Source organism: Pseudoalteromonas sp. G4, from assembly GCF_028875915.1.
GTDB lineage: Bacteria > Pseudomonadota > Gammaproteobacteria > Enterobacterales > Alteromonadaceae > Pseudoalteromonas.
On the sequence record NZ_JAPEHW010000008.1, the window covers coordinates 51588 to 78530 of the forward strand.

The following is a 26943-nucleotide window of genomic DNA, read 5'->3' on the forward strand; positions in this document are numbered from 1 at the left end:
TATTACTGCCTCAATTACCTGCAAATCAAAAACTCAGCTTTACCTAGATTGTTCTATTTTACAATATCTTAAAAAATATTAGTTCAAGAGCCAAGTTTTGAGCCTATTCAGGTGCTTGTGATTGATGAGGTAACCAAGTTAATAATTTATTGAGTAAATTGGTTTCAACAATGGGCTTTGAGATGTAGTCATCCATGCCAGCAGCTAAACACTTTTCTTTATCACCCACCATGGCATTTGCAGTCATGGCGATTATAGGAATTTTTTGATAAAAGCTGCCAGCTTCGCCCCTTCGAATTGCATTTGTTGCATCGTAACCATCCATTTCTGGCATCTGGCAATCCATTAATACAAGGGTAAATGGTTTTTCATTATTACAAGCTGATAGGGTAGAAATGGCATCTTGTCCATTTTCAGCAATAGTTATATCCATCAGTCCAAGCTTATTTAGTGTGCTCTGTGCTACAATTTGGTTTACCTGATTATCCTCGGCTAATAATATACGAATTTGGCTATCCCAATCGATTAGCTCATCACTGTGCTTAGTTTGTAGTGCTTGAATGTAATGCCGTGTTACAAGTGGATTTGCTTGTTTAAATGCAGCGCCGCCCTCTTCAACAATTGCTAACGCATCTAATAAATCTGATGTGGTAGCAGGCTTCGGAAAATATCCAGAGAAGCCTAAATTAGCAAAGAAGTTTGCATCCCCTTGATGGTTCATTGATGTCATCATGATAAGCTTGGTCGCATGAAGATTTACATGCTGCTTAATCATTTGACCAAGTTGCGCCCCATCTACATCAGGCATTTGCATATCTAAAAAGGCAATATCAAAGCATTTTTGATGTGCATCGTAATACTCTTCGCACACTTCAATTGCTTGCTCAGCTGACATTGCCTCTATAACGGTGGCTCCCCAAAATTCTAGCTGCCCACGCAATACATCTAAATTAGTTTTGTTGTCATCGACAATCAAAATCGTTAATTTTGAAATATCAACGGTTGGAATATCGGCCTGTAACGAGTCGCTTTTGCCTAATAGTATTGAAAACTTAAAGCAGCAGCCCTTGCCAAACTCGCTTTGTATTTTGCCTAATAGTATTGAAAACTTAAAGCAGCAGCCCTTGCCAAACTCGCTTTGTACACTAATATCACCATCCATTAATGTGCATAGTTTTTTAACGATTGCTAGTCCAAGCCCGGTACCGCCGTATTTTCGTGTTGTTGACGCATCAACTTGGGAAAATGACTTGAACAGTTTTTCTTGTTGCTGTGCAGAAATACCAATTCCCGTATCGGAGATCTCACATTGCAATTGCAAAAACGCATCATCATATTCTGTCAGGCTCGCTTTAATAACGACTTCACCATGGGCAGTAAATTTAATCGCGTTACCAACCAAGTTATGTAAAATTTGCCGTAGACGATTTGGATCGCCTTTCACTGCTTTGGTATGTACATTGGTAATATCAAGCACTAGCTCTAGCTTCTTCTGATGTGCTTGAATTGCTGCTGCCTCAGCAAACTCACCAAGCATAGCGCGCAAATCAAACTCAAGGCTTTCAAGTTCGAGTTTTCCTGCATCTATTTTTGAAAAATCTAAAATATCATTTAATAGATTAAGTAATGCATTTGCACTACTAATCGCCACATTTGTACGGTGAAGTTGCTCTTTTGAAAGATCGCTATTTTGTAATAAATTAAGCATGCCCAACACACCATTCATTGGGGTGCGAATTTCATGGCTCATCGATGCTAAAAATTCACTTTTCGCTTTATTTGCATGTTCGGCTTGCAGTTTTGCTTGTTCGAGTGCTTTGTTTGTTTCAATTCTTTCTGTCACATCTTGTTGAATACCCACAAATGCAACAAGCTCTTTGTTGTCATCTAACACTGGTGATATTTGTAAGCTATTCCAAAATTGTTTGCCGTCTTTACGGTAATTAACTAACTCAACACGCAGTTTTGATTTTTCGTTTAGTGCAGTGCGAATTTTCCCTACTGCCTTTTGTGAGGTTTTATCGCCCTGTAAAAAGCGACAATTTGTCCCTATTACCTCTTGCCCGTAGCCAGTAATTTTTGTAAAGCCACTATTTAAAAATATCAGTGGCATATCGGGTGCTTTTGCATCAGAAATTGTGATACCTAAATTGCACGCTTCAATGGCTTGAGCAAGTAAATCGTTTCTTTCTTTAGCTGCTTTTAATGCATCTTGGTCACGCTTTTGAATGGTAATGTCTGTTAATGATCCCGCCATACGTGTCGGATTACCTTTTGCATCCCTAAGCGCTGTACCTTTGGCACGATAAAAACGATAGCTACCGTCTTTATTTTGCAAACGGTACTCTATATCGTACGGAGTATTATGTTGTAAATGTTGTTTAATACACTCATCCACGCGCACTTTATCATCAGGGTGGAGTGCATTCTCAAAACTGGTTAATGTGCTTGGAAAAGCCTTTTCATCATCCCCCTCATAGCCTATCAACTCTCTAAAACGAGGCGAATAAAATACGCTGTCTTTTGTTAAATCCCAATCCCAAAGCCCGTCATTACTGCCCTTAACGGCAACTTTAAAACGCTCTTCACTTTGTTTTATGGCGCGTTCTGATTGCGCTAAGCGCCGATAGGGATCTAACAGTAATTTGTGACCAATCAGATACAACACAATCCATGCAATAACCAAACTAGCAACAATAGCAGATGCTATTTTGCCAATAACATTCATGACTTTTTGTTCAACTAGTTGACTATTAAATTTATAATCTAGAGTTAACCCTGAATCCCCTAGCATGTAAGAGGAAACTGATTGATATTCTAGCGAATTGTCTATTGTTGAAAACTCAAGCCAGTCTCCTGTAAGTGTAACTGCATAGGTATCGCTATTTATTACATCTTTTAACAACAGATTTAAACTCGGTTTAAAACTAACAACGAGTGCCCCCTCACTCATTTCATTGTATTTTATTGGCACACCAAGTAAAAAATTTGCTACTCCTTGTTGTTCAATTAAAGAAACTGCATGCCTATTTTCATCTAGCAAAAGTTTTTCAAGCCACACACTATCAAGTTCAAATGGAATCTGATTTGTATTGCTATAAACCAGCTCATTAGCAATATTTATCATCCAAATTGGTTCTTTATTTCCTACTATTTGATAAGTATCTAAATAATCTGATAGTGAAGCGGTTGATATATCTGAACCCATAACACCGTTTATAAGCATTGGTTGCTTTGCTAGGTCATGAAGTAGCTGTAATCGTGTTTCTAAAAATTGCTGAACATAACGCGCACTTAATTGCGCTTCTGTTTGCGCCGTTTTGCTGTGGTATTGACGCATATTGTTATCAGTTGTGTAACCAACCAATACAGCACTTACTACTACAGATAAAAGCAAACTCAATAATACAAAAAGCAAAAAAGCATGATTAACGGATAGCTGTGCTTTGCGCGTATCTTTACTCATTACACTCTCTTAATTTTCAAACACATTTATACCGCCATCAGGCATGTATTTAGCCATGCATAAGTCTTCTAAACCAAGCGCTTCATGAGCATCTGGAGAGTCGCTCGACCAAACAGTAAATGGCTGTTTATAGGTTTTTATCAGCCCATTTACTGGCTGTTGTAAGTTTTCGAGTTGTTGATGTAATAAAGCTCGCGTGGTTTTTATATCATGATTCAGAGGTATTTTAGCTAACGCATTGAAAAATACATTCGCCAAGTCATACGCATGAATAAACCCTGCTGGGGCTGGTAATGTTGCTGCATCTTTAAACTGCTCTGGAAAGAGTATTTTTGCATTTTTAACCGCTTGCTTGGCAAGTTCTGACTGTGCATCACGAAGTGAAAAACAGCTTTGAATAAAGCTTAAATCTACGTCTTTTAGCAAATACTGTTTAACATTATTGAAAAATTCACCTCCTGTAATGCCCCAATGGCTAATAATTGGTATACGGATGCTTGAAGGCAGACTCGCCATTGCTTCAACAAATTGTTTACCTTCTACTGCGTTACCCACAAACAGCAAGCAATCAGCTTTGCCTGAGGCAATATCTCGCAGCATAATTTTTGCCTTGTTTAACTTTGTATTCCAACTAAACCAAGTTACATTGGGTTCACCTTGTTGTGCGAGGGCTTTACTCATCGTTGCGAAATTAGACTTACCCCAAGGCGTTTGTTCCAATAACATATGTGGCCGTTGGCAATTAAGCTGTTGTTTTGCGTAGCTAACGATTCTGTAACCTGCTTTAGTATCATCTACCGATAAGCGAAATACCCAATTATCCGGCTCAGCATGTCGAGTAATAGGCCCACCAGCAGCCCACGGGACTAATAATAAAATTTCGTTTTGACTGATAAATTTTTTGTATTTGATATAGGGAGGAGAATGCAAACCACCAAGCACAAATAAAGCATTTGGATCTGCTAAAAACTGCTTCATATGTCGCAAACTGCGATTGCTGTTGCCGCGGTGATCTTTCTCAATAAAATTAAACTCGATATTTTCGAAGTTAACTTGTTGTTGAGAAAGCGCCGTCATAAAGCCCATTTTCATTGCATTTGCCGACTGCCCATGCGTTGAATAATCAGAATCGTGATAAATATTGAAAACGCGTTTTTCAGCAACTACTTGTAATGACGTTAACAACAAAGCTAATAAGGTAAATCGGCATATCAACTGCATTTTTAAAGTCTTTTTGGTATCTCGTTACATAAACAATAGTCAATAAAAGCTAATTTAGTGAAATTGATAACCGCATCATTTTATTAATTATTATTACATTACATTTCAAAACGGCTACTTTGACTATTTGCTTTGCTGAACATCAGTTAAATTGCGTTAATCGTTTATATACTGTACCCTGCTCGGCCGCCGTCACAAGAGTTACTAAAAATGCATTTCTCAGACTTAAATCTTTGCCCTGAAATCAATCAAGCAATAAAAGAGCAAGGTTATGAAAGCCCTACCCCAATTCAAGAAAAATCAATCCCTGCAATTTTAACAGGTCGCGATGTAATGGCTGCGGCGCAAACAGGCACAGGCAAAACCGCTGGTTTTACACTGCCAATGCTAGAAATGCTGAGTAAAGGGCCAAAAGTTCGTAGTAACCAAGTGCGAGCACTGGTTCTTACGCCAACACGTGAACTTGCAGCACAAGTTTGGCAAAGTGTTGCAACCTACTCAAAGCATTTATCGCTTTCATGTCAGGTCGTGTATGGCGGGGTCAAAATCAACCCTCAAATGTTAAAGCTCCGCAAAGGCTGCGACATTTTAGTTGCCACGCCAGGCCGCTTACTTGATCTTTACCAGCAAAATGCTGTGAAGTTTGATCAGCTTGAACTTTTTGTACTCGACGAAGCTGACCGCATGCTCGATATGGGCTTTATTCACGACATTAAACGTGTGATTAAAGCACTGCCTGAAAAACGTCAAAATTTACTGTTTTCAGCAACCTTTTCTGATGATATCCGTGCGCTTGCAAAAGGCCTAATTAACGACCCGATTGAAATTTCGGTTGCCCCAGCAAACACCACTGCAAAAACAGTAACCCAATGGGCGTATCCGGTTGATAAAAGTAAGCGTACTAGCCTGCTTAAACACTTAATTAAAAACAATAACTGGCGCCAAGTATTGGTATTTACCCGCACCAAACACGGTGCCAACCGTTTAGTACGCGACCTTGAAAAAGCAAAAATTAATGCCGCAGCAATTCATGGTAATAAAAGCCAAAGTGCACGTATGAATGCCCTTAACGGGTTTAAATTAGGTGATGTAAATGTACTGGTTGCAACAGACATTGTAGCGCGTGGCCTTGATATTCAAGAGCTACCATACGTAGTTAACTTTGACCTGCCAAATGTGTATGAAGATTACGTTCACCGCATTGGCCGTACTGGCCGTGCAGGTGCTTCAGGCGAAGCAATTTCATTTGTAACCCAAGACGTAGCTGCAGACTTATTTGGTATTGAACGACTTATCCAAGAAGTTATTCCGCGTAAAATTGAAGCTGGATTTGAACCACAAAACCCTGTACCAGAATCAAAATTAGATACGCGTCCAATTAAAGCTAAAAAGCCGAAGAAACCGAAAAAGCCAAAAGAAAACGTGAGTACCAACGAAAAGGTAAAAGCCGAGGCAAAAGCCGCAAGCAAACCAAAGAAGAAAAATACATCACAAAAATCTAAACCACAAAGTGCTAATAAACCAAAACAAAGTGGCAAAGGAAAAAGTGAAAACAATGGGCAAAGCAATGCTAATAAACCAAAACAAAGTGGCAAAGGAAAAAGTGAAAACAATGGGCAAAGCAAACGCCCAAGACGTAAGCCAAATAATGTGAAATTTAACGCCAACAAATAAGCTGCAAAGCATAGTGTAAGTATGCTTACCAAGTTAAACGAATAATATCACTTTGTGCACTTAACGATTCCACCATAACTAGGGTGGAATCGTTTGGTTGAATATCAAAATTTAAGCGAAACATGTTTTTACCTATCGCGGTACATTGCCCTTCACCTACGCTTGTTTGGGCTTTAATTGTTCGCTGACAAAGCAAGCCAACCCGCTGTTCCAATTTTGTGTAATAAAACACATCGCCCAAGTAATCCCAACGATGCACATTTGCTGAGTGCACCTTGCCGAGCGCATTCACTTTTTGCCATTGCCCATCTTGTTTTGTTAAATGCCACGCCATTAAGCTTGGATCAATTGCAACTGCATTTTTATTATCCGAATTCTTTTTAAAACTCAAAAACCCATCAATAACTCGACTTCGTTCATTAGTTTGCGTATTCAATTTAATAATGGCAGGTGAATTACCAACATAATGAGCAAGGTATAAATGAACATTATCTTCATGCCATACTGGATTTTCTAAACGCTCAAGCGCTTTACTTACAAACTTTGGCGGGTGTGTTGTTTTTATCGAGTGAATATCATTAACAATAAATAAGCGCCCATCAATAATTCCCGCAACTCGATTTCCATCAAAAGAAGCAGCTATTGCACTAAGCCCTTCTGGCGTAGCAAACGCAACAATATCCTGCTCTTGGTTGTTATCATTTAGTAACGTCAAGGCAAGCTGATTATTCTCTAATGAAGCATAAACGAGCGCTTTACGCTCACCCACATACTGCGGTAAGTCCTGCGCGCCAGTTTTTTTCAATACCCGAGTATTAAAAAGGTGCGGTTTTTCGCTCTCATTCACTAGGTTTATTTGGGGCTGTGGTACTTCTTTTAAATCCAAGTAGTCACCATTGTGCTGTCTTAAGATCAAACAGCGTTTGCCACAACTTGCGTAAATATCAATTGCATTAGGGGGAAGATCGATATCAAAAGCAAAGCCGTTATTTGCCAACTTGAACGTGGCAGCTTGACCAAAAAAGTTACTAATAATCACACCGCTATCATCAAACAACCATACCATGCGGTTTGCCGTAAAAGGCAGCAAGTGATTTGCAATCAAATCGTTACTCGTCAAATCCACAATGATTAAAGATGATTGATTGTTTTCGACTTCTCTCAAAATAGCTATCTGCTCACCATTTTTTGACTGCGCAGCATAGTAATCACCACGACCAGAAACATTGGGTAAAGACACTGGTTCTAATTCTTGCGTCTTAAAATCAAAACGATAAATGCTGTGAGGGGTTGGATTCGTTACTTCATCTGCAAGCCATAGCCCAGACTGGTCATTTTGCCAGCCAAGAATGTATTTTGGCGTATTTGCGGTTATTTCAAACGGTGTTACTTCAGTGACATTGCGGTTTTCATCGAAACTTGCGACAAAGTGTTTTACCTTCGGACCAAAGCCAGATGTAAAGACTAACTGCTTACCATCTGGCGACCAAAAACTATCAGTATAGTGTTTATCGTCCCAACTTAAACGTTGAATTTCATTTGTAATCAAATCTTTAATATAAAGCTGCTGCGCACTGATGTTTGATTCGCGGTGAAGAAACACCAATTGTTGTGATGCTTTATTGTAATCAGCAAATATTTCAGAGCCAGATAACGTGGTTAATCGCTCAATAATGTTTTGTGGCGCAGCTTCAGAAACGTGTTTTGGGCTAAAAATCCAGAATAAAAGTACCAATACCATAATCATCAAAACGATTAATACTGGCTTGAAACCTTTGCGCTGTTGTTTTTGCTCTAACGATGAGGCAGTGATTTTCTCAACTGACGCCAGCCATTTATACCCTTGTTTAGGTATTGTTTTAATAAATAGGGGTGCACGCGCATTATCACCTAATAAATCACGTAGTTTTTTAATCGCAGCCCGAATCGATTCATCCGTTGCAGGACGCCCTGCCCAAACAGCACTTTCTATTTGCTCTCGCGAAACAATATTAGCGTGGTTTGTAACCAACAAATGCAACAAGCTAAATAACTGCGGTTCAATCGCAATACGATTTCCTTGTTTAAAAAATTGCTCAGAGGTAGTGCACAACTCAAACTCACCAATGCGATACCCTGTGCGTATTTCATTATTTTCTTCCATTTAAAACAATACCTTATTGAGTTGTGACTTTTTGTGAACACGCTATTTTTGCATACTATCACAAGACATAACAAAACTTTCTTTGAATTTAGAAAAGCATTAAGCAAATCATGTTGCCATCTCTTCGTCGTAATTAATAATCAAAAGGTGAATACGTGAAATCTTTGTATTTTTTGATAAGTTTGTTACTTACAAGCTTAATTTTTAGCTATACCAATCTAGCCTATGCAAACAACAAATATGCGCTTGATAAACAAATTAGTGAAATAGTAAAAAAACATAAAATACCCTCGATTGCATACGCAATCATAGAGCCGGGTAAGCCGCAATATATCAAGGTAATCGGTAAAGCCAATCAAAAACAGGCTCTACAAGCTACAACGTCCACACAATACCGAATTGGTTCCGTGAGTAAACTGCTGGTTGGGATTGCTGCATTGCAATTAGTTGAACAAAATAAACTGTCTTTTGACGATACACTCCAAACCTTATTACCTGATTTGGAATATCATAATCCATGGGCCAATAGCCACCCCATTAAACTGATCCATTTATTGGAAAATACAGCAGGTTGGAGAGAAATATCGTTAAGCGAATTTGCTTATTCCAATAATCCACCTATGTCATTAGAGCAGGTGCTGGCGATTAACCCCGAAAGCCGCACCTCTCGTTGGCCTGCCGGCACACGCCATGCTTACACCAACACAGCATCAACTGTTGTCGCACTGATCATCGAAAAAGTGACAGGGGTTACTTTTGAAAGTTACGTTGAAGAACACATTCTCAAGCCACTTGCGATGGAAAATACGACCTATGAAGGCTTTAAATCAGAAGCGTTAGCAACAGGCTATAGGAAACATAACCCTGTCGCTTACAAACACATTCTTATGAAACCAGCGGGTGCGGTATCATCAACAATTACCGACATGGCAAAGCTGTTAACGCTATTTATAAAAAAAGACTCTACAGTATTAAGTGATGGCATGCTTAGCAGAATGGGATTCTCACATTCTACCAACGTGGGTAAATTTGATGCTGGTTACGGTGTTACAAATTCAGCACGATTTTATAAGGGTGTAAAATATCGCGGTCACGATGGCTCATTGCCTGGCTGGATGACTGAATTCGTTTACTCGCCAGAATTCAATGCGGGGTTTGTGTTATTACAAAACAGTGATAATGCTCGAGCAATTAGAGAAATTGGTTTTGCAATCAGTAAATCGTTAGAAAAATATACTGACACAAACGCGCAAACGCCTTCCCCTATCCCAGCGGCTTTAATAGAACAATCTGGTTATTATCAATATATCAATCCGCGCTTCCAAAACCGCTACTTTCTTGAGCGCCTTACTGCATTTAACAAACTACACATAACACATGATGGCGCCTCTTTTAAGCAAGTTTTTCCGCCTGGCTGGCAGCGCTCTCTTACATTGAATGGTCAAAGTGATTGGCAAAACAGCCATGGAAATGTAGTAATGAAGCAAGGTATTGATCCCATCGAAGGGCTTGTTTTTCACTATGGCGATCGTGTATTTAAGCCAGTTTCCGCGCTCAATGCATGGTCAGATAAAATCATTTTATTTATTTGGCTAATACTATTATTGGGTATGTGCTTTTACAGCATTATTTGGCCAATTCAAGTTAAGCGTAAGAAGCTTACCAACCAATTTGCCATATCACTTCGCAAAAACGTGTCATCTGCCGCGCTATCAAGCTTGCTATTTTTAGTATTGATTGGATTAGGCTTAGCCGAACCAATTGCACGCTTAGGTACACTGAGTATTTTCTCACTCGGCATCCTGTTAAGCAGTGTAATGATACTGGTAACTAATGCTTTATCACTTCGCTGCTTATATTTGGTTAAATCGAAGCTAACGCATAAAACGTTTTTTATTATCTCTCTGATTTTTACCTCTTTACAAAGCATCATTGTTATCTATTTAGCATGGCATGGTGCCATTGGATTTCGCACTTGGGCATAAGCCTTATTTAACCTGAACCCGGAGTAATAAGTTAACTAACAACATGCAATATGTGACTTTTACTTTTGAAACAATAAGTTAAGTGAATAATATCACTTTGTGCACAAAACGATTCCACACTTCATAGTGGGATCGTTTAGCATGCTTCTTTAAAAAGTATGAATCGTGAAAAACAGTTTTCACATCACAACCAAATTGTTAATCTGGTACTCAATATAGGTTTTTTCAGGTTTTTCATTGGAATCCATCGATACATTAATCATTGGTGCAGGGGTAATCGGTTTAGCCATAGCTGCTGAGCTGAGTAAACAACAAAATGTAATTGTAATTGAACAAAACGCACATTTTGGTGAGCATACCTCTAGCCGCAATAGTGAAGTGATCCACGCTGGTATTTATTACCCCAAAAACAGCTTAAAGGCGAAACTGTGTGTTTCTGGTAAAAATCGTCTGTACCCGCATTGCTCATCATTTCATGTGCCTTTTCATAAAATCGGCAAACTTATCATTGCAACAAATAATGACGATGCAGAGAAACTTGAAACAATAAAACAGCACGCTAATGATAATAGTGTTAATGATTTACGCTGGCTAAGCGCAACTGAAATTAAACGCTACGCACCTGAAATTAACGCAGTTGCTGCCCTTTTTTCACCTTCAACAGGTATTATCGATAGCCATCAATATATGCTTTCGCTAATAACCCAACTTGAACAAAATAATGGCGCATACGTCGCAAGAACTCGCTTTATAAACGCAAAAAAGTGCTCCAACGGATTTATTGTTACTCTCGATTGTGATGGCGAGATAATGCAACTTAACTGTCGCAATCTGATAAATGCCGCTGGGCTTTTCGCACAACAGGTTGCACAAACGATTGAAGGACTGCCAAACTCTTACATACCAGCGCTTTATTATTGTCGCGGGCAATATTTTAGCTACCAAGGTAGTCACCCATTTAAACACCTAATTTACCCTGTACCAGAGGAGCATGGCTTAGGCATTCATGCAACAGTAGATCTGATGGGTCAACTTAAATTTGGTCCAGACACTGAGTTTATTGATTCACTTAATTACCAAACAGATGAACAGCAAAAAGCCAAATTTGTTACTGCTATAAAGCGCTATTGGCCAAAGCTAAACCCCAATAAACTACATATAGATTACGCAGGTATTCGGCCAAAACTGCAATTAAAAGGTCAGCAAGATTTTGTAATCCAATCCCATCGCGATCATGGAATACAAGGACTTATCAATTTATTTGGAATTGAATCACCAGGTTTAACCGCTTCACTTGCAATAGCAGAGTATGTTTGCTGCCAACTTGGCGAATAATTCCCTCTCTATCTAACCTGTTTGATCTAAAAATAATTGGACTTATCACCCGTTCTTTCTGGTCGGGTAACTAAATAGCCCCACTTCTTGCCAACAGCGTTTCACTTCAAGCGCTTCTTTAGCGATATTTTTAAAACGACAAAAACAATCAGTATTCAGTTTTAAAGCCAAATTAACACCATATAAGGTACAAATGAAAATAACACAATAATGATATTGAGATCGATTATTATTTAGATTAACATGTCCGCGAAATTTTTACTTACTCTCAATGTTAGGTCTTTTGATATGAAATCTCGTGCTTTTAAATTAAGTACTTTGTTTGTTGCCACTTCTTCAGTACTAGCAACTCCCCTTTTTGCCAACGATGAAACGGATAAAAGCATCGAAAAAATCGAGGTTTTAGGAAAAAACCATTCAAACTACCTTGCAGTTGAAGCAGAAACCGCTTCAAAACTAGGTATTTCAATCAAAGAAACACCTCAATCGGTGCGCGTAATTACCCGTGCCCTTATGAACGACTTTTCACTTGATGATGTTAATCAAGTACTTGAAACCACACCAGGTGTATCTGTTGAGAAAATTGAAACCGATCGTACTTATTACAAAGCACGTGGTTTTGATATCACCAATTTCCAAGTTGATGGGTTAGGTTTACCACAAGAAAACGGCTCTCTTCAAGGCACGTTAGATACCGCCATTTACCAACGAATTGAAGTAGTTATGGGTGCGAACGGCATGATGACAGGTGCCGGTAACCCATCTGCCACAGTTAACTTTATTCGTAAACGTCCTACCGATGACTTACGTACAGATGTGTCAATTACTGCAGGTTCTTGGTCGAATATGCGTTTGGATGTTGACGTTTCTGGCCGCTTAAATGACTTTGCTGCTGGCCGCGCTGTAGTTGTTAAACAAAAACGCGATTCATACCTTGACCGTTACAGCGTAGAGCGTGACGTATTTTACGGTATTGCTGAATTAAACCTGACGGACACAACCACCCTAACAACTAGCCTTACTTATCAGCAAAATGACGCCGATAGCCCACTTTGGGGCGCGCTTGCGTTATATGATTCAAAAGGACAACCAACCAATTACGATACATCTACTTCGACCGCTGCTGATTGGGCGTATTGGGATAACACATCAAAACAAGCCTTTGTAGAATTAGAACAACTTGTGGGTGATAACTGGAGTGTAATCGCACGTTATGCGCATACTCAAACAGAGCAAGACTCTAATCTATTTTATGTTTATGGTACGCCGGATGCTGAAACTGGTTTAGGTTTGACCGGCTATGCAAGTGACTACCAACTAACAGATCGCCTTAACTTGTTTGATGTGTATGCAAAAGGCAGTTTTGAGCTATTTGGTCAAGAGCATTTAATTGCTGCAGGTGCGAGCGTTGCTGATATGGCATACCAAGATAGCTCATTATACGACTACACAACTGGTAATGGTTTCCCTGCAATGCCAAATCTAAATGACTGGGATGGTGTAGCGCCAGTACCAGTGTTAAAAGATGGCTTAAATGGCTCTCGTGTTGATAGTGAACAAATTTCAGAATACGTTTCTGCACGTTTTTCAATTACAGATGACTTAAAACTACTTGCTGGTATTCGCCACACAGCTTGGGAAACAGACGGTTTATCCTACGGGAAAAACAAATCTCGCGATGTAAGCGACACCACTTCGCACTTAGGGTCAGTTTATCAAATCAACGACGATATTAATGTTTACGTATCGTACAGCGAAACGTTTGCCCCACAAGCAGAGCAAGATATTTCTGGCCAAACGCTTGACCCTATAAGTGGCGACACCAAAGAAATTGGTATTAAAACTGAGCTGTTTAACGATTTAATGATGTTAAACGTTGCATTATTTGATGCTGAGCAAGAAAACATTGCCGTTGCAGATGCTGAAAACTCAACGCCAGACAATACCGTACATATGGCTGCACCGGGCATTCAATCACAAGGCTTTGAACTTGAGCTAAGTGGTGAACTTGGTTACGGCGTGAGTGCCAACTTAGGCTATACCTACACCGATATTGATGTTTCAGATACGGTAAATGCGGGTAATACATCTGCTGAACTTGTTAAAAATTACACGCCAAAGCAGGTATTTAAACTTGCAGCCAAATACGACGCTGAGTTTGTTGAGGGCTTATCGTTTGGTATGAATATGCGCTGGCAAGACGATATTAGTCGCGTACAGAAACAAGCTCCTCGTGTTGTCACGGAGCAAAGTGCCTATGCCCTAGTTAACTTTATGGCAAGCTACGAAATTAATTCACAATTAAGTGTTACAGCCAATGTGAACAATGTGTTTGATAAAAAATACGTTAACTCACTTTATTGGGCACAAGGTTACTACGGTGCACCGCGTAACTACGCATTATCACTTAACTGGTCACTATAATAAAACTCAAAACGTTAAGGTCGCGCTATGCGGCCTTTTGTTGTTTTTATAAACGGACGTCACCGAATTATGAAAAAGAAACTCCACTTATGGCATCGCTACTGCGGGTTAGTCATTGCCCTACCGCTGATTATAATTTCGCTAACAGGCAGTATTTTAGTCTTCAAAGAAGAAATTGATCATTTCATAATGCCAAAGCTTGCCACTGTAACTGCCGCGCCAGGTACACGTCTTAGCTACGATAGTCTTCACAATACGATTAAGCAAAATTTGCCTAACTATCAAATTGGTAGTTGGGAAGTGTTTGACGATGGTAAAACTGCAGATAGAGTTTATGTACTAAAACACGGCACAGATACCTGGTCTAAAATCTATTTAGATCAATACCAAGGTGTTCTCCGATCCAACCCTCAAGCGGTCGATTTTTACCTCACCGATTGGCTTTTAGACTTACATTATAAGTTTTTAATTGGCGACGTCGGGCTTTGGTTTACAGGCACTATTTCGCTTATTTTGATGTTTATGGGCATTTCTGGCCTCATTATTTATCGCCAGTTTTGGAAGAAGTTTTTTACCTTACGTGTAAAAGTTAAGCGTATGGCCTTTTTCAGTGATTTACATAAATTAGTGGGAATTTGGTCAGCCCCTATTTTACTGATATTGGGCTTTACAGGGGTGTATTGGAATATTTCAGAGATCATCCATCATGAATTTGAGCATGCGGATGAACCACCACATTTAGTTCAAGGTCCTTTATATAACCATCAATTATCTATCGACAACTTAATGGCAACCGCTAAAACCCAAATGGGTGGTTTTAGAGCGACTTATTTAATGTTCCCTTATGAACCCGACTTACCCATCACGTTTTTTGGCGAAGTTGCAAATACCAGCTTTGTTACAAGCGAATATGCTTCAACGGTGAGCTTTGATAAAGAAACAGGAAAACAACTGCCTAATTATGATATTCGCGAAGCACCGTTTTTTTTAGTTGCGGTAGATAGCTTTCGCAAACTGCATTTTGGCTATTTTGCAGGGTTACCGAGCCGTATAATTTGGTGTTTAATCGGTTTAACACCGCTCATATTTGCGATTACCGGATGCTATTTATGGCTTAAGCGCAGAAAACCCAAACGCCGAATGCAACATAAAAATGAGTACGTCACCTCGTAATTATGCCCGTTGCCGATTATAAATATATTCGGCAACGAAAAAGCATAAATAGCAATTAAATTCAGCAAGTTAAGAAATTTAATAAAAATTAAATAAATTTTTTATAAAAATAGATGTTGAATTATTGTGCGGACAGTCCCACTATTAATTTATAAGTAATTTTAAAGTTGTACCTTATGCTTCGTTTGTTGTTTGTAGTTACAGTGGTGTTTATGGCGCTTGGTCTAAGCCCTGCTACTGTTATTGCCAGCGATGTACAAGCATCCGTCATTAACTCTGATATTTCAGAAGATCTTAATCAGAATCAACTTGATTTAGATGATGTTGCGTTAGAGTTAAATTCTAGCAACAACCTTATAGCTAACTACTTCCAACCAACCTCAAAAGTAAGTTCTGTTGTCTTTTCGCCAAGCGCGGTTAAACCTATAAGAGCACCACCTCTACACTGCTAGTTTTTATTCATATTTTGTCTTAAATCTAACAGTATTATTAAGGTGGTCGTTATGAACCAATTCACTTCATTTTCAACAAAACCGCTTCTTGATGGCGCAAGTTTATTTGCTCAAGTTCATGTAGACACTAGTGTGTCACTTTCAAGCCCAGCGTCATTTGTAATGCACGGGTTCCATCTTGAACCTTTGCAATATATCGATATAGACACCAATTTGGATGATGCCAACCGCATTTTAGAAAAAACCCATATGCGTACTAGTTTTGTAGTTGATAGCCAAAATCAATTAAAAGGGGTTATTTCAAAAGCACGTTTAGCCAGCAGCTATGTACTTAAAATAGCAAGCAAAAAAGGCTTAACACGTGCACAGCTTACAATTGGCGACATTATGGTGAAATTAGAAGAGATTGACACCGTATCGGAAACAACACTCGCCAATGCCAAAGTAGGCGACGTGTTAAAAACCATGGAAAAAGCCAGTTACGAATATTTACTGGTAACAGGTGCTAATCAAAGTGAATTACGCGGTTATTTTGATTTAATCGATATAGCAAAGATCACAGGCTATTCACTTAATCAGGCTAAAAGCGCCAAGACCTTCAGCCAGTTAGTTGATTCTCTGGTCAATCACAGCGAAATTTAAACGCCTGTTCCTTGCAATTAGTAAAGCCCAGCTTAAGTTCTGGGCTTTTTATTGGTATTTAGTTACTTAAAACTTCTGCCTGAAATATCCACATTAAAGGTTTCAATGGCGCCGCGTTTTTGCATGGTTACAAATACGGTTTTCCCGTCTTTACCACCAAACGCCACATTAGTTGGAAATTGCCCTTTTAGTTTTATTTCTCTTAGTAATTTACCTTTAGGAGAAACCACTGTAATAACACCTGCACCATAGCGTGCAATATATAAGTTACCGGCTTTATCTGTGCGCATTCCATCAAGGCCAAAATCATCAAATTCAATCAGCAGTTGTTTATTAGAGACATTGCCTTGGCCGTCAAGATCATAACGCCATACTTTGCGCTGCACACTTTCGTTCACATACAAGGTGTTGTTATTTGGGCTTACTTCAACACCATTAGTGGTGCCCATATTTGCCTCTAATAGACTCGTTTCGCCTTGTTGGTTTATACGCCATAAATTACCTGTGCTGGTTTGCCAGTTTGGGTCGCTCGCAAATAAAATACCGTTTTCCATAATGGCGAGATCATTTGGTTGATTCATTTTTGCATTATGGGCAAACACCTTAACTTTGTCTGAGAGTTCGCTGCCTTGCGCTAAGTCTTTCGCGGTAATTGTCAGTACATTGTGATTAACGTAGTCAGCAATATACATATTGCCTTTTTTATCAAAGCGAATGCCATTACCGATAGAGCCATTTTTAAGCGTAACGAGCTTCTCAACTTTATCTTTACCAAGCACTTTACCGATTGTGCCTTGGTGGTTGTAATTCACCGCATATAACACACCATGCGAATCAACCGCAGGTCCCTCCACGCCATTGGTAAACGCGTTATCTTTCACCCAGTCACTGGTCTCAAATAACGTGCTACTGCTTGCATGGGCGGCAAATAATGCCAGAATTAGTGCACTTGCTATGTTTAATTTCATTGTTATTCCTTATTGTTCGGTGCAAGCAAGATAGAGATCTCGCATTGGATAAATACCTGCAATCACAAGTTCATCTGTGAGTTTTTGTAAATCAAGCAACTGTTCGTCTAACCCGGTTCCTTTTATTTCACCTTTACAACTACTTATCACCTGTTGTGAAAGCCCAATAAATTGCGTTAGTGATACAAGCGTCGGTTTTAGCTCGCTTAATTTTTTACTTGATGAGAGGGTTTCAAGCCCCATTTCAAGGCCTTTTTGCCATTTTATTAATTGCTTATCTAATTGCGTAAGCGAGTCACCATCGCCCGCTGTATAGGCTAATACCCAGCGTTTAATTTGGCGTACTTGCTCGCTTTCAACATTTAAATAATCAACAAATAAATTTAATGGCGCCTCTTGATGATATTCATCGTTTAAATATTTAATATGGTGGCGCGTGTAGTAATGAGCAGGTTCAAGCAGTGCTGCCATCGTATTCAGAAGCGCTAAGGCAGTGGCTTTTTCTTCTTTACTCATCGACTTAGAGAGCAGGCTTTCAAAGCCACTTTGTTGCTGCGATAAATGCGCTGCCCCAATCACATTTGCAGCAAATGTATTAATAAAAGCCAAGCGCAAATACATGCCGTTTTCATCTGTATTTTCTTTATTTGACCACAAGCGCTCGCTTATCACATACAAACGTGGCCAAATGCGCAAATCAATATTGTCATCAGTCACCATTTCGCTCCAAATAGTCGCTTCAGCACCCAAAATATTCGCTGCATTTGAGCTTTTTAATGGTTGGGATAGCGATACGGGTGATGGCGTGTTAAGCATTGATAATTTAACTGGGTAACGGCTATTACCAATCATCACTGCGCTATTTTCGCCCTTTAAATCAAATTCAAAGGTCAATGGCCCCATCCAACTATCCATTTTGGCTTTAAATGCATTTGTTGCTTGATTAGGTGTTTTATTAACTAATGCCAAATGATGGTGGTTATTATTAAGTTTAATTAAAACTTGCTCACCTAAAACAACCAGCTCACCTTTAACATCGCTGCCTTTTAAGCGGCCAATCACAAACGACTTTGCCAATACCTGCGGTTTTGATAAATCAACTTGTGGCAATTTGCGTAGTGGATCATTGCGATAGTGGTAGTCGCTGTATTGTGGCTGATCAATGTAAAACCCTGTCGATAAAATACCTAAATGGCCGCTATTAGCTACTTCATTTAATGAGTCATGACCGCGCCATGATTGCACCACAATATCTTTTGGTAAATCTTGATGAAAAATCTCATCCCAGCCCATCATTATGCGCTGGTGTTTAGCAATAATAGGTTGAATTTGGGTATTAAAATAATTCTGCAAATCATGGCCATTTTTAAGGGAGTGCTTGGCCATTAGCGCTTGAATATCCTTATTATTTAACCACTGCTCGGGTTCCACTTCATCACCGCCAATGTGTAAATACTTATCAGGGAAAATAGCCGTCATTTCTTCGATTAAACTATCGACAAACTGGTATACCTCAGGTTTAGAAATATCAAGTAACGGCTTAAATACGCCCCAATGACGCTCCATTTCATAGGGCTTTACCTCTGCCATAAGCTCAGGGTATGCAACAGCAATGGCACTAGCATGACCCGGCATACCAAATTCAGGCACCACTCGAATACCTAAAAGAGCGGCATACTCAATAACTTCCTTTACCTCACTTTGGCTGTAATAGAGGCCATCTGATGCCTTTTGCGTAAGCTTTGCAAAGCGTTTACTTTCAATGCGCCAACCTTGATCGTCCGTTAAATGCCAGTGCAGCACATTTAATTTGGCCGAAGCCATGGTGTTTAGCTGACGTTTAATTGTGTCAGTTGATAAAAAATGCCTCGCACTATCAATTAATAACCCACGCCAAGCAAAACGTGGCGAATCAGTAATCGTTGCATGAGGTAATATCAGTTGATTGTCAAAATGGTTTGCCGCAAGTTGTGTGAGCGTTGTTAAACCATGCTGCGCGCCAAAAACGGTATTGGCGTTTAGTGTGATGCCATTTTGGTTAATCACTAATTGATAACTTTCGTCGTTATTAAGCTGTGGCACCAATAAATCGCTTTCCTTGTCGCGCACAATTACTTTAAGGGTTGCCTTATCTGGCGTTTGTTTTTTGTTATTAGCTAAGTCTATTAAGGTGATTTTATACTTTGCTATACGTGTTAAGTGCAACTCTAAACGCTTTGCTTGAAATTCTTTTCGCTTGTCACTAAATCCTTCAAATGAGAATTCAATTTGACTAGGTAAGTGCAGTTCACCTGTTTGCCTCTCAAATGATTGTGGTTGTGGCATTAAGCTGGTTTCGGCAAAAAGTAATGAGCTAAACAGCAATAAACTACACAGCTTTGAAAATACACATGCTTTATTAATAAAATGTATCGACACCTAAACACTCCTGGTTCGAAAGTTTGGGAAGAAAATGAGTTGGGATAAGCGCACCATGCTGCTGAATCACCGAAGCAGCTACCTTATGCGCAAAATGTGCGGCACTTTGTGTATCACGTCCAAATAACATTGCCGCTAAAAAACCTGCGGCAAACGAATCGCCCGCGGCGCAGGTATCGACAACTTGCTTTTGGGTAAGCTGCTGCGCTGCCACATAAAGCAATGCGTCTTTGCCAACTTCTTGAATCACACAGGGCCCTGCACCTTGCCTAATAACAAGGGTTTGTCTAGAACTCTTTCCTTTGAAGTGTAAGTCAATTATATCGCTCACCGACTGCGTGCCATAAACGGCATATTCATCTTCATTGGTTAAAAATGCAATGTCGGCAAGTGCCATTAACGAAAAATAATCATGAATGGGCGATATCGACTGCCAAAGCGCTGGGCGATAGTTATTATCAAAATAGATAATGCCACCCTTCGCTTTAAATTGGTGAAGTGCATTTATAAGCAAAGCTCGTTGCTTTTCATCTAAAATGGCGAGGCTTATACCCGACAGATAAATGGCATCCACTTGTTTTGTTTCAAGTGCAGTAAGTAGTTTGTGTGACAAAGAAAAATAATCCCTAGCCGCACTATTTTGCCTATCAAAACGAAAAGAGCGCTCGCCGCTATCACTAACATCAACCCAGTATTGCCCTAATGTTTTGGTTGGGTGGCGCTCAATAAAATTGAGCAGCATTCCAGATTGTGTCATTAACGCTTTTAGCATTTCACTTTGGCTATCTTGCCCTATTGCCGTTGCGTAATAAATTTGAATAGGTTTTTCACTTTGAGAAGCAATTAGTTGACTCAGGTAATAGGCAGTATTAAAGCTATCGCCACCAAAAAACACATCGCCATCAGCGCGATGCTCAATCATACATTCGCCTAAAAACACAATAGAATTAAATGGTTGCAGCATCACATTAACTCCACTGTATTTTTCTGCACTATTTTTGATGGCGTTTTTACTTGTGTAACTAGGCTTACAACAATGCCAAAAAACGCACCGCTGATTACCGCCGGTATTGAAGGGTTACCAAAAAATGCGAGCCACGTGGGGTTAAAACCTATCAGTGCTGCCGTTAATGTACTCGCCACTAAAATTGCAATACTGCCTTGCCATGTAAGCTTTTGCCAAAAACGACCAAGTAACCCCATCACAAACAAACCGCATAGTGCGAGCGAGATCATTTTAGTGATATAGGTAATGATATTATTTGATAAAAGGGCAAATAACAGTGCGATGGTCACGGTTAAAATCATAGCGAAACGTGACAATACAAGTTGCTGTTTATCTGTTAGAGGTTGCTTGGTCAGTGATTTTTTGAAAAGCCAAGCATAAATATCACTGACAAATACACTCACCCCTGCTATAGCATCGGAGCTTGCGCTTGAAAGAGTCGCCGATATGCCCGCTAATAAAATAAGCCCGCCCATTAAGAGTGGCAGAGTATTAAGTGCAATATACGGAAAAGCATACGCGGGATTCTCCAAATCACCCTTAATCAAATAAGCACAAATACCGATAAGTGCTGGTACTAAAGAAAACCCTAGATAAAGTACGCCCGACATAACAAACGATTTGCGAATACTGCTTACATTGTCACCTGAATAGATGCGCTGGCGAAATGAAGGGGTGGCCATTACCCCAACTAATACTGCAAATGACATAGAGATTGCGGGAATAAGGCCGATATTCTGATAAGACAAAAAACCACTACCGTTAACCAGTTGGTTATTTTGAATCGCTTGCCAACCACCGACAGAATCAATCGCAAAATAGGCCATTAATAAAAAGCCTACAAATAGAATCACCGCTTGAATGGCATCGGTCCACACCACTGCAGAATAGCCCCCTAGAGTGACATAAATAGCAAGGCCAATGCCGATAATTAGCTTTGCAGTGGTATCATCTATGCCCGTAAGCCAGGCTAAATACATGCCACCGCCAATTAAATGCGCACCTAACCAGCCAATACTTGCGGCATAAATAATCACAGCGAGTATTTTTTTTACAAGCGCGTTATTGCCAACATAGCTCGCAAGCTCTTCACTCATGGTGGCAAATTGTTGTTTGCGAACAGGTGCGAATACCCACGCCAATAACAGTATTCCCACTGCACCACCTATGCCATAAAGCGCACCCGCCCACGCATTTTGATAGGCAAAACCCACAGCCCCCATCGAAGAGCCGGTGCCGACCATAGTTGCAACCGTGGTACCGAGTGTGAGAAATAAAGGCACTTTTCGCCCTGCTAACAAAAAGTCACTACCGGATTTTTGCCAGCGAGAAACAAACCAACTAATTGCAATCATGGCAAGCAAATAGGCAAAAAATGCAGCCAAAAACGTCATTTGTTGTGATGTCATAAGTGCCCCTATTTTTTATTATTCTTTTGAGGTTTTAGTTCCCTTATTGACCTTTGTAGCAGGTCACATCAACTTCTACTTTACAGTCAACAACCAGGTCAGCCACCATGCAAATGCGCGCAGGCGGGTGCTCACCAAATACTTCTGCAAACACTTTATTAAATGACTGAAAATAACGAGAGTCAGTTAATACCACCGACACATGTGTTACTGTTTCAAGGCCGTACCCTGCTTCAGTCATAATGTCGATACAGTTTTGTATGGCAAGACGCGATTGCTCAATAATGCCGCCTTCAACAACTTCGCCATCGCGCATCGGGGTTTGCCCTGAAACCTTTAACCAACCACCCGCTTCTACTGCGCGGGAAAAAGGTAAATGTTGGCCACCTGTACCTGTGCCGCCTTCTGCGCCAATACGTCTAATTGTCATAATTTCCTCTTTTAAATGCTGCGTTGAGAACTTTCTCTCAACATTTCAAAATTCTTATTTAGTACGCGCTAATTTTAAGTGCGTGATAAAAATCGCCCGGCTCTGCCATATTGCGTAATGCTCAGTTCATCAAGACCCTCAACAAAGCTGTTTTCACCATTAACCCATACATGTTTAATACCTACCGATTGCGCAATAGGGCTATCAAAGGTTGCATTGTCTGTTATGGTGTTAGCATCAAATAGCACTAAATCTGCGAAATAACCTTTGGCAATTTTGCCGCGTTTATTGAGCTTAAACTTTGATGATGGCAGCGCTGTCATTTTGTAGATAGCCAATGCCAATGAAAGCGTTTGCTGCTCTCTTGCGTAATGCCCTAATACTCTTGGAAACGTGCCCCACAATCTTGGATGAGGATGCGGATCACACGGTAAGCCATCCGAGCCAATCATGCTATTTTCAAAACTTAAAAACTGTTTTACATCGTCTTCTAACATGCAGTGGTAAACCGCACCTGCTGGCATTAGTTTTTTAGCAGCTTCCATTAAGGGTAATTGCCAAGCCTTTGCAATATCAGCCAGTGTGCGCTTTGCCATTTCAGGATGGGTTTCAGACCACGTAATATAAATTTCAGTACTATCTGTTACTTGATTTAAATCGAGTGTGCTTGAACTTGCAGCGTATGGGTAACAGTCACAGCAAACTGGTTGTGATTTTCGTTTATCTTCTAAATGCGCTAAAACTTCTGCTGCACGGCCCCAGTTATCAACGCCAGCGCATTTTAAATGAGAAATAACCAGCGGCAGGTTTGCTTGTTTCGCTGTTGCAAACGCCTCATCCATTGCATCAATAATGCCTTGAAACTCCGTGCGTAAATGGGTGGTATAAACGCCTTCAAAAGGTGTTACTTGTGCTGCTAGCCTGTTTACTTCATTACTGCTTGATGCTTTAGCATTTGGATAAGCAAGGCCAGTGCTTAACCCTAATGCGCCTTGTTCCATTTGAGTACGCAGTAACGACTGCATTTGGGTAATTTCATCTTCTGAGGCTGGTTTGCTCAAATCACTCATCACTTGCGCGCGAAGGCTAGTATGACCAATTAACTGAGCAAGATTAACGCTTGGCTTTACCCTTTCAAAGGCATTTCTAAAATCAGCTAAATTGGTGTATTTGAAATCTGCTTTTTGACCCAATAAATTAATAGGATCAACAGGTTCAATATCTGTAACACAAGGCACACTACTAATACCACAATTGCCTGCAATTACCGTAGTTACACCTTGGCTTACTTTGCACAGCATATGCGGGTTACGGATCACTTCAAAATCGTCATGAGTGTGCACGTCGATAAACCCTGGAGCTAATGTTAACCCCGTTGCATCAATGACTTGCTCTGAGTAAAAGTGTGAACAATCACCTAGCGCAATAATGCGCTCACCAGCTATAGCAACATCGCCAACAAACCATTCATTTAGCTCGCCCGTGTAAACAGTCGCATTACGAATAACAGTGATATTAAGGTTGTTATCACTCATCTTTAATCACCGAGCGGGAAGCGAGTGTCAGCCGGTGGTGCGTCGCTCTTTTGGTTACGATGCTGATCTAATTGAATTTTTAAACGACGTAATTTTTCTTTTGAGCGGCGCTGATTTTTAGTCGCCACTTCGCTTGATAAAATATCAATCGCCGCCATCATTGCATAGCGCGCAGCACTTGGCTTAAAAATGTAATCGGATTCTTGCGTTTTTATAGGTAAATGCACATCCGCGAGTTCGGCAAGTTCACCTTCTGGGCAAATAGCAATAATGCTTGCGCCATATTCTTTTGCGATACGCGCGGCATCAATCACATCTGGCGATACGCCACTTAACGATAAACACAACACCACATCATTTTTATTGATTGTTGATGCCGTCATACGCATCATCATGGGGTCGGAGTGTGCATTGCATAACACATCTAAACGAAACAAACGGTTTTGACATTCCATCGCCAGCATACTGCTGCCGCCACCGACACCAAAAATCAGGCAGTGACGTGTATTGCTGATAAGCTCAGCTGCTGCATTTACTTCATCTTCTTTAATAAGACCTACATTTAGCGCCAAGATTTCTTGTATCGATGAATACACATGAAAGATATCTTTTTTTTCAATCACGTCCGCATTTGTAAAACGCTCACCGATCGCTGCGGATTGGGTAAGTTGGAATTTAAGGTCACGTACATTTTCACATCCTAAGCTTTTGGCAAGGCGCGTAATACTGGCGTGACTCACATTGGCTTTATCGGCCAATTCATTAATTGAAGCCGTGGCTGCAAACTCAAGATCACTCAGAATAAGATGTGCAACCTTGTCTTCTGCAGGGCTAAAGTGCCCTAGCCCTTCTTTAATTTTGTTAATAATATCCATCTGTTACTGCTTCCTTGCTAAAAAAAGGTGGAAATAGTTTTTCGAATAACCCAATCGTCATCGGCGATGGCAACTTGACGCCATTTATCAAAGGTTAAACACGGGTGAGACGTCGAAAAGCATACCATATCGCCCACGTTAAGCGCGCAATTTTCAGGCAAGGTTAGCATCACATGCTGATCCATAATTTTAACCGTTTCAATTAATGCATCAGCCGCTTGTAATGTTTGAGAATCAACATGATAGATTAGCTCTGCTTTGGGTAGGCCAGCATCAAACGCTACATCGCGCTTACCTAAACCAACAATGGCAAATCCTGCTTCGGGACGCGAAACAACATACGCCCACACCGTTAGGCTCGATGCTAAATCGCCTGTTACATCGCATGCTAATTGGCTGCGTGCCATCACGGCATTTTGTGCGTCTTGATAAATGCCCGTGTCATGAATAAGGTAACAGCCCGGGCGAATAACCAAATTAAAGTTATGTTGATGATTATGCTTGCCTAATGTATTTGCTACGATGTCATACCAGGCAGAACCCGCACCAGTAATAATGGGTTTAGTTACATCAAACGCATTTTGTTGTTTTAGTGTATTTGCTAATTGATAGATTTCTTCAACAAAATTGGTCACTTTTTCAAGCGCATTACTACCACCTATCACCCCTTCATAAAAACCAATTCCTGCAAGTTTCAAACTTGGATGCTGTTTACATGCAGCTAAAAATGCCTCTGCATTATTGACATCACGCCAACCACAGCGACCGCCCTGCGCACCAATTTCTAAAAGAATGTTAATTGATACTTTTCGCGCATCAAAAAATGCGCCTATTTGCTTGGCGTTTTCCACCGAATCAACAAAGCAATAAAACTCTACATCGGTGCTTTCAAGTAATTCCGCAATTTGCTCAAAGTGATACTTGCCCACCAGCTGATTCGCCAAGATTATTCGCGTTACACCGTGGTTAGCTGCGTTAAGAACTTGTGCAACAGTAGCAAGGGTAATACCCCAGGCACCGTGTTCAAGCTGCATTTTAAAAAGCTCGGGAGCCATAGTGGTTTTACCGTGAGGGGCTAAGTTTACTTCGGCCTTTTCACAAAAATCGCTCATCCACTTTGCGTTATTATTAATGGCCGATTGTGATAACACCGCCACAGGAAAACTCACTTCCTCACGTAATATATGCCAACCATTTTTTTCTAAGGAATTAGGGTTTCCCGAACCTTTAACGACTTCATTCATGAAAACTTGTTACCAAATTGCTAACAGCAAAACACCAAACTAATACAATTCTATTCAATCTAGATGATTTTCAAACAAACTTGTTATCAAAGTGTTGCTTTTGTGGTCATGTTAATGTTAAAAAGTAACAAGTTCAAGATTTTTATTTGTTACTTTCTAACAGGTCAATGTAACACATTATCATTTTGAACCAGGTGAGTAAGCTTACGAGTACCAGCTAAACTGGGCAGTTACAGAGTTTAGCACTGCGTTTATTAAGTGGTAAAACGCACATGTTACTCCCTACTTACGACCCGTTATTTTTTTGTTATTTTTTGACAACGCTGTCAAAAAATAACAAGTAAGTATGTAAGTAATCACAACAATAAGGTTTCTCAGAAGTAATTTCTGATAGAACTAAACACTAATAGGGGAAGACTGTGTCCAACAGAACATTTAAACGAAGTGTGTTGTCTTCAACCATCGCGGTAGCACTCTCTGCGGGTTTTGCTCACAACGTTATGGCGGAAGAAAAGTCAGCTGCTGAAGCTGAAATGGAAGTTA

Annotated in this window: 18 protein-coding genes; 7 read left to right on the forward strand and 11 right to left on the reverse strand. The window is 40.1% G+C overall.

All coding sequences use genetic code 11. The features are described 5' to 3' along the window. Nucleotides 1-103 precede the first annotated feature (103 nt). Entirely contained in the window at nt 104-3466 is a 3363-nt protein-coding gene (locus tag ON073_RS05105; protein WP_274760784.1) for a response regulator, read from the reverse strand. Between the two features lie 9 nt (nt 3467-3475). Then, the gene (locus tag ON073_RS05110; protein ID WP_274760785.1) at nt 3476-4687 is read right to left on the reverse strand and encodes an ABC transporter substrate-binding protein; all 1212 of its coding nucleotides are present in this window, start codon (nt 4685-4687) and stop codon (nt 3476-3478) included. A 210-nt stretch (nt 4688-4897) separates the two neighbouring features. Between ON073_RS05110 and ON073_RS05115 the strand changes: the two genes are divergently transcribed. Then, nucleotides 4898-6361 (forward strand): DEAD/DEAH box helicase, encoded by a 1464-nt coding sequence (locus ON073_RS05115; protein WP_274760786.1) that lies wholly within the window; start codon nt 4898-4900, stop codon nt 6359-6361. A gap of 25 nt (nt 6362-6386) precedes the next feature. On the opposite strand, the gene ON073_RS05120 is transcribed toward ON073_RS05115, so the two are convergent. Continuing rightward, complete coding sequence (locus tag ON073_RS05120; protein ID WP_274760787.1) at nt 6387-8504, reverse strand: winged helix-turn-helix domain-containing protein; 2118 nt, start codon at nt 8502-8504, stop codon at nt 6387-6389. 155 nt (nt 8505-8659) lie between these two features. Between ON073_RS05120 and ON073_RS05125 the strand changes: the two genes are divergently transcribed. The 6 genes from ON073_RS05125 (at nt 8660) to ON073_RS05150 (ending at nt 16515) form a co-directional block, all read left to right on the forward strand. Further along, complete coding sequence (locus ON073_RS05125; protein ID WP_274760788.1) at nt 8660-10489, forward strand: serine hydrolase domain-containing protein; 1830 nt, start codon at nt 8660-8662, stop codon at nt 10487-10489. A 237-nt stretch (nt 10490-10726) separates the two neighbouring features. After that, nucleotides 10727-11824, forward strand: coding sequence for an NAD(P)/FAD-dependent oxidoreductase (locus ON073_RS05130; RefSeq protein WP_274760789.1), 1098 nt, complete (start codon nt 10727-10729; stop codon nt 11822-11824). A gap of 288 nt (nt 11825-12112) precedes the next feature. After that, nucleotides 12113-14248, forward strand: coding sequence for a TonB-dependent siderophore receptor (locus tag ON073_RS05135; protein WP_274760790.1), 2136 nt, complete (start codon nt 12113-12115; stop codon nt 14246-14248). Nucleotides 14249-14317: 69 nt separating this feature from the next. Beyond that, nucleotides 14318-15421, forward strand: a complete 1104-nt coding sequence (locus tag ON073_RS05140; protein ID WP_274760791.1) for a PepSY-associated TM helix domain-containing protein — start codon at nt 14318-14320, stop codon at nt 15419-15421. 176 nt (nt 15422-15597) lie between these two features. Further along, on the forward strand, nt 15598-15873 hold the full coding sequence (locus ON073_RS05145; RefSeq protein WP_274760792.1) for a hypothetical protein: 276 nt from the start codon (nt 15598-15600) through the stop codon (nt 15871-15873). 51 nt (nt 15874-15924) lie between these two features. Then, a complete protein-coding gene (locus ON073_RS05150; RefSeq protein WP_274760793.1) occupies nt 15925-16515 on the forward strand; it encodes a CBS domain-containing protein in 591 nt (196 codons plus the stop codon). 62 nt (nt 16516-16577) lie between these two features. On the opposite strand, the gene ON073_RS05155 is transcribed toward ON073_RS05150, so the two are convergent. The 8 genes from ON073_RS05155 to ON073_RS05190 form a co-directional block, all read right to left on the reverse strand. Then, a complete protein-coding gene (locus ON073_RS05155; protein ID WP_274760794.1) occupies nt 16578-17483 on the reverse strand; it encodes an SMP-30/gluconolactonase/LRE family protein in 906 nt (301 codons plus the stop codon). Nucleotides 17484-17492: 9 nt separating this feature from the next. Beyond that, nucleotides 17493-19901, reverse strand: coding sequence for a beta-N-acetylhexosaminidase (locus ON073_RS05160; RefSeq protein WP_274760795.1), 2409 nt, complete (start codon nt 19899-19901; stop codon nt 17493-17495). Then, complete coding sequence (locus ON073_RS05165) at nt 19882-20823, reverse strand: sugar kinase (RefSeq protein WP_274760796.1); 942 nt, start codon at nt 20821-20823, stop codon at nt 19882-19884. The genes ON073_RS05160 and ON073_RS05165 overlap by 20 nt, the downstream gene beginning before the upstream one ends. 41 nt (nt 20824-20864) lie before the next feature. Continuing rightward, on the reverse strand, nt 20865-22316 hold the full coding sequence (locus ON073_RS05170) for a sodium:solute symporter family protein (protein ID WP_274760797.1): 1452 nt from the start codon (nt 22314-22316) through the stop codon (nt 20865-20867). 43 nt (nt 22317-22359) lie between these two features. After that, a complete protein-coding gene (locus ON073_RS05175) occupies nt 22360-22746 on the reverse strand; it encodes a RidA family protein (RefSeq protein ID WP_054980188.1) in 387 nt (128 codons plus the stop codon). A gap of 74 nt (nt 22747-22820) precedes the next feature. Further along, on the reverse strand, nt 22821-24281 hold the full coding sequence (locus ON073_RS05180; protein WP_274760798.1) for an N-acyl-D-amino-acid deacylase family protein: 1461 nt from the start codon (nt 24279-24281) through the stop codon (nt 22821-22823). 2 nt (nt 24282-24283) lie between these two features. Beyond that, entirely contained in the window at nt 24284-25156 is an 873-nt protein-coding gene (locus ON073_RS05185; protein WP_274760799.1) for a MurR/RpiR family transcriptional regulator, read from the reverse strand. Nucleotides 25157-25173: 17 nt separating this feature from the next. Continuing rightward, nucleotides 25174-26400, reverse strand: a complete 1227-nt coding sequence (locus ON073_RS05190) for an amino acid deaminase (protein ID WP_274760800.1) — start codon at nt 26398-26400, stop codon at nt 25174-25176. Nucleotides 26401-26943: the final 543 nt, after the last annotated feature.

Coding starts and splice junctions, on each gene's coding strand:
- ON073_RS05140 (WP_274760791.1), top strand. CDS start 14,318: ATGAAAAAGAAACTCCACTTATGGCATCGCTACTGCGGGTTAGTCATT.
- ON073_RS05105 (WP_274760784.1), bottom strand. CDS start 3,466: ATGAGTAAAGATACGCGCAAAGCACAGCTATCCGTTAATCATGCTTTT.
- ON073_RS05135 (WP_274760790.1), top strand. CDS start 12,113: ATGAAATCTCGTGCTTTTAAATTAAGTACTTTGTTTGTTGCCACTTCT.
- ON073_RS05185 (WP_274760799.1), bottom strand. CDS start 25,156: ATGGATATTATTAACAAAATTAAAGAAGGGCTAGGGCACTTTAGCCCT.
- ON073_RS05170 (WP_274760797.1), bottom strand. CDS start 22,316: ATGACATCACAACAAATGACGTTTTTGGCTGCATTTTTTGCCTATTTG.
- ON073_RS05120 (WP_274760787.1), bottom strand. CDS start 8,504: ATGGAAGAAAATAATGAAATACGCACAGGGTATCGCATTGGTGAGTTT.
- ON073_RS05175 (WP_054980188.1), bottom strand. CDS start 22,746: ATGACAATTAGACGTATTGGCGCAGAAGGCGGCACAGGTACAGGTGGC.
- ON073_RS05150 (WP_274760793.1), top strand. CDS start 15,925: ATGAACCAATTCACTTCATTTTCAACAAAACCGCTTCTTGATGGCGCA.
- ON073_RS05180 (WP_274760798.1), bottom strand. CDS start 24,281: ATGAGTGATAACAACCTTAATATCACTGTTATTCGTAATGCGACTGTT.
- ON073_RS05115 (WP_274760786.1), top strand. CDS start 4,898: ATGCATTTCTCAGACTTAAATCTTTGCCCTGAAATCAATCAAGCAATA.
- ON073_RS05190 (WP_274760800.1), bottom strand. CDS start 26,400: ATGAATGAAGTCGTTAAAGGTTCGGGAAACCCTAATTCCTTAGAAAAA.
- ON073_RS05110 (WP_274760785.1), bottom strand. CDS start 4,687: ATGCAGTTGATATGCCGATTTACCTTATTAGCTTTGTTGTTAACGTCA.
- ON073_RS05145 (WP_274760792.1), top strand. CDS start 15,598: ATGCTTCGTTTGTTGTTTGTAGTTACAGTGGTGTTTATGGCGCTTGGT.
- ON073_RS05165 (WP_274760796.1), bottom strand. CDS start 20,823: ATGATTGAGCATCGCGCTGATGGCGATGTGTTTTTTGGTGGCGATAGC.
- ON073_RS05155 (WP_274760794.1), bottom strand. CDS start 17,483: ATGAAATTAAACATAGCAAGTGCACTAATTCTGGCATTATTTGCCGCC.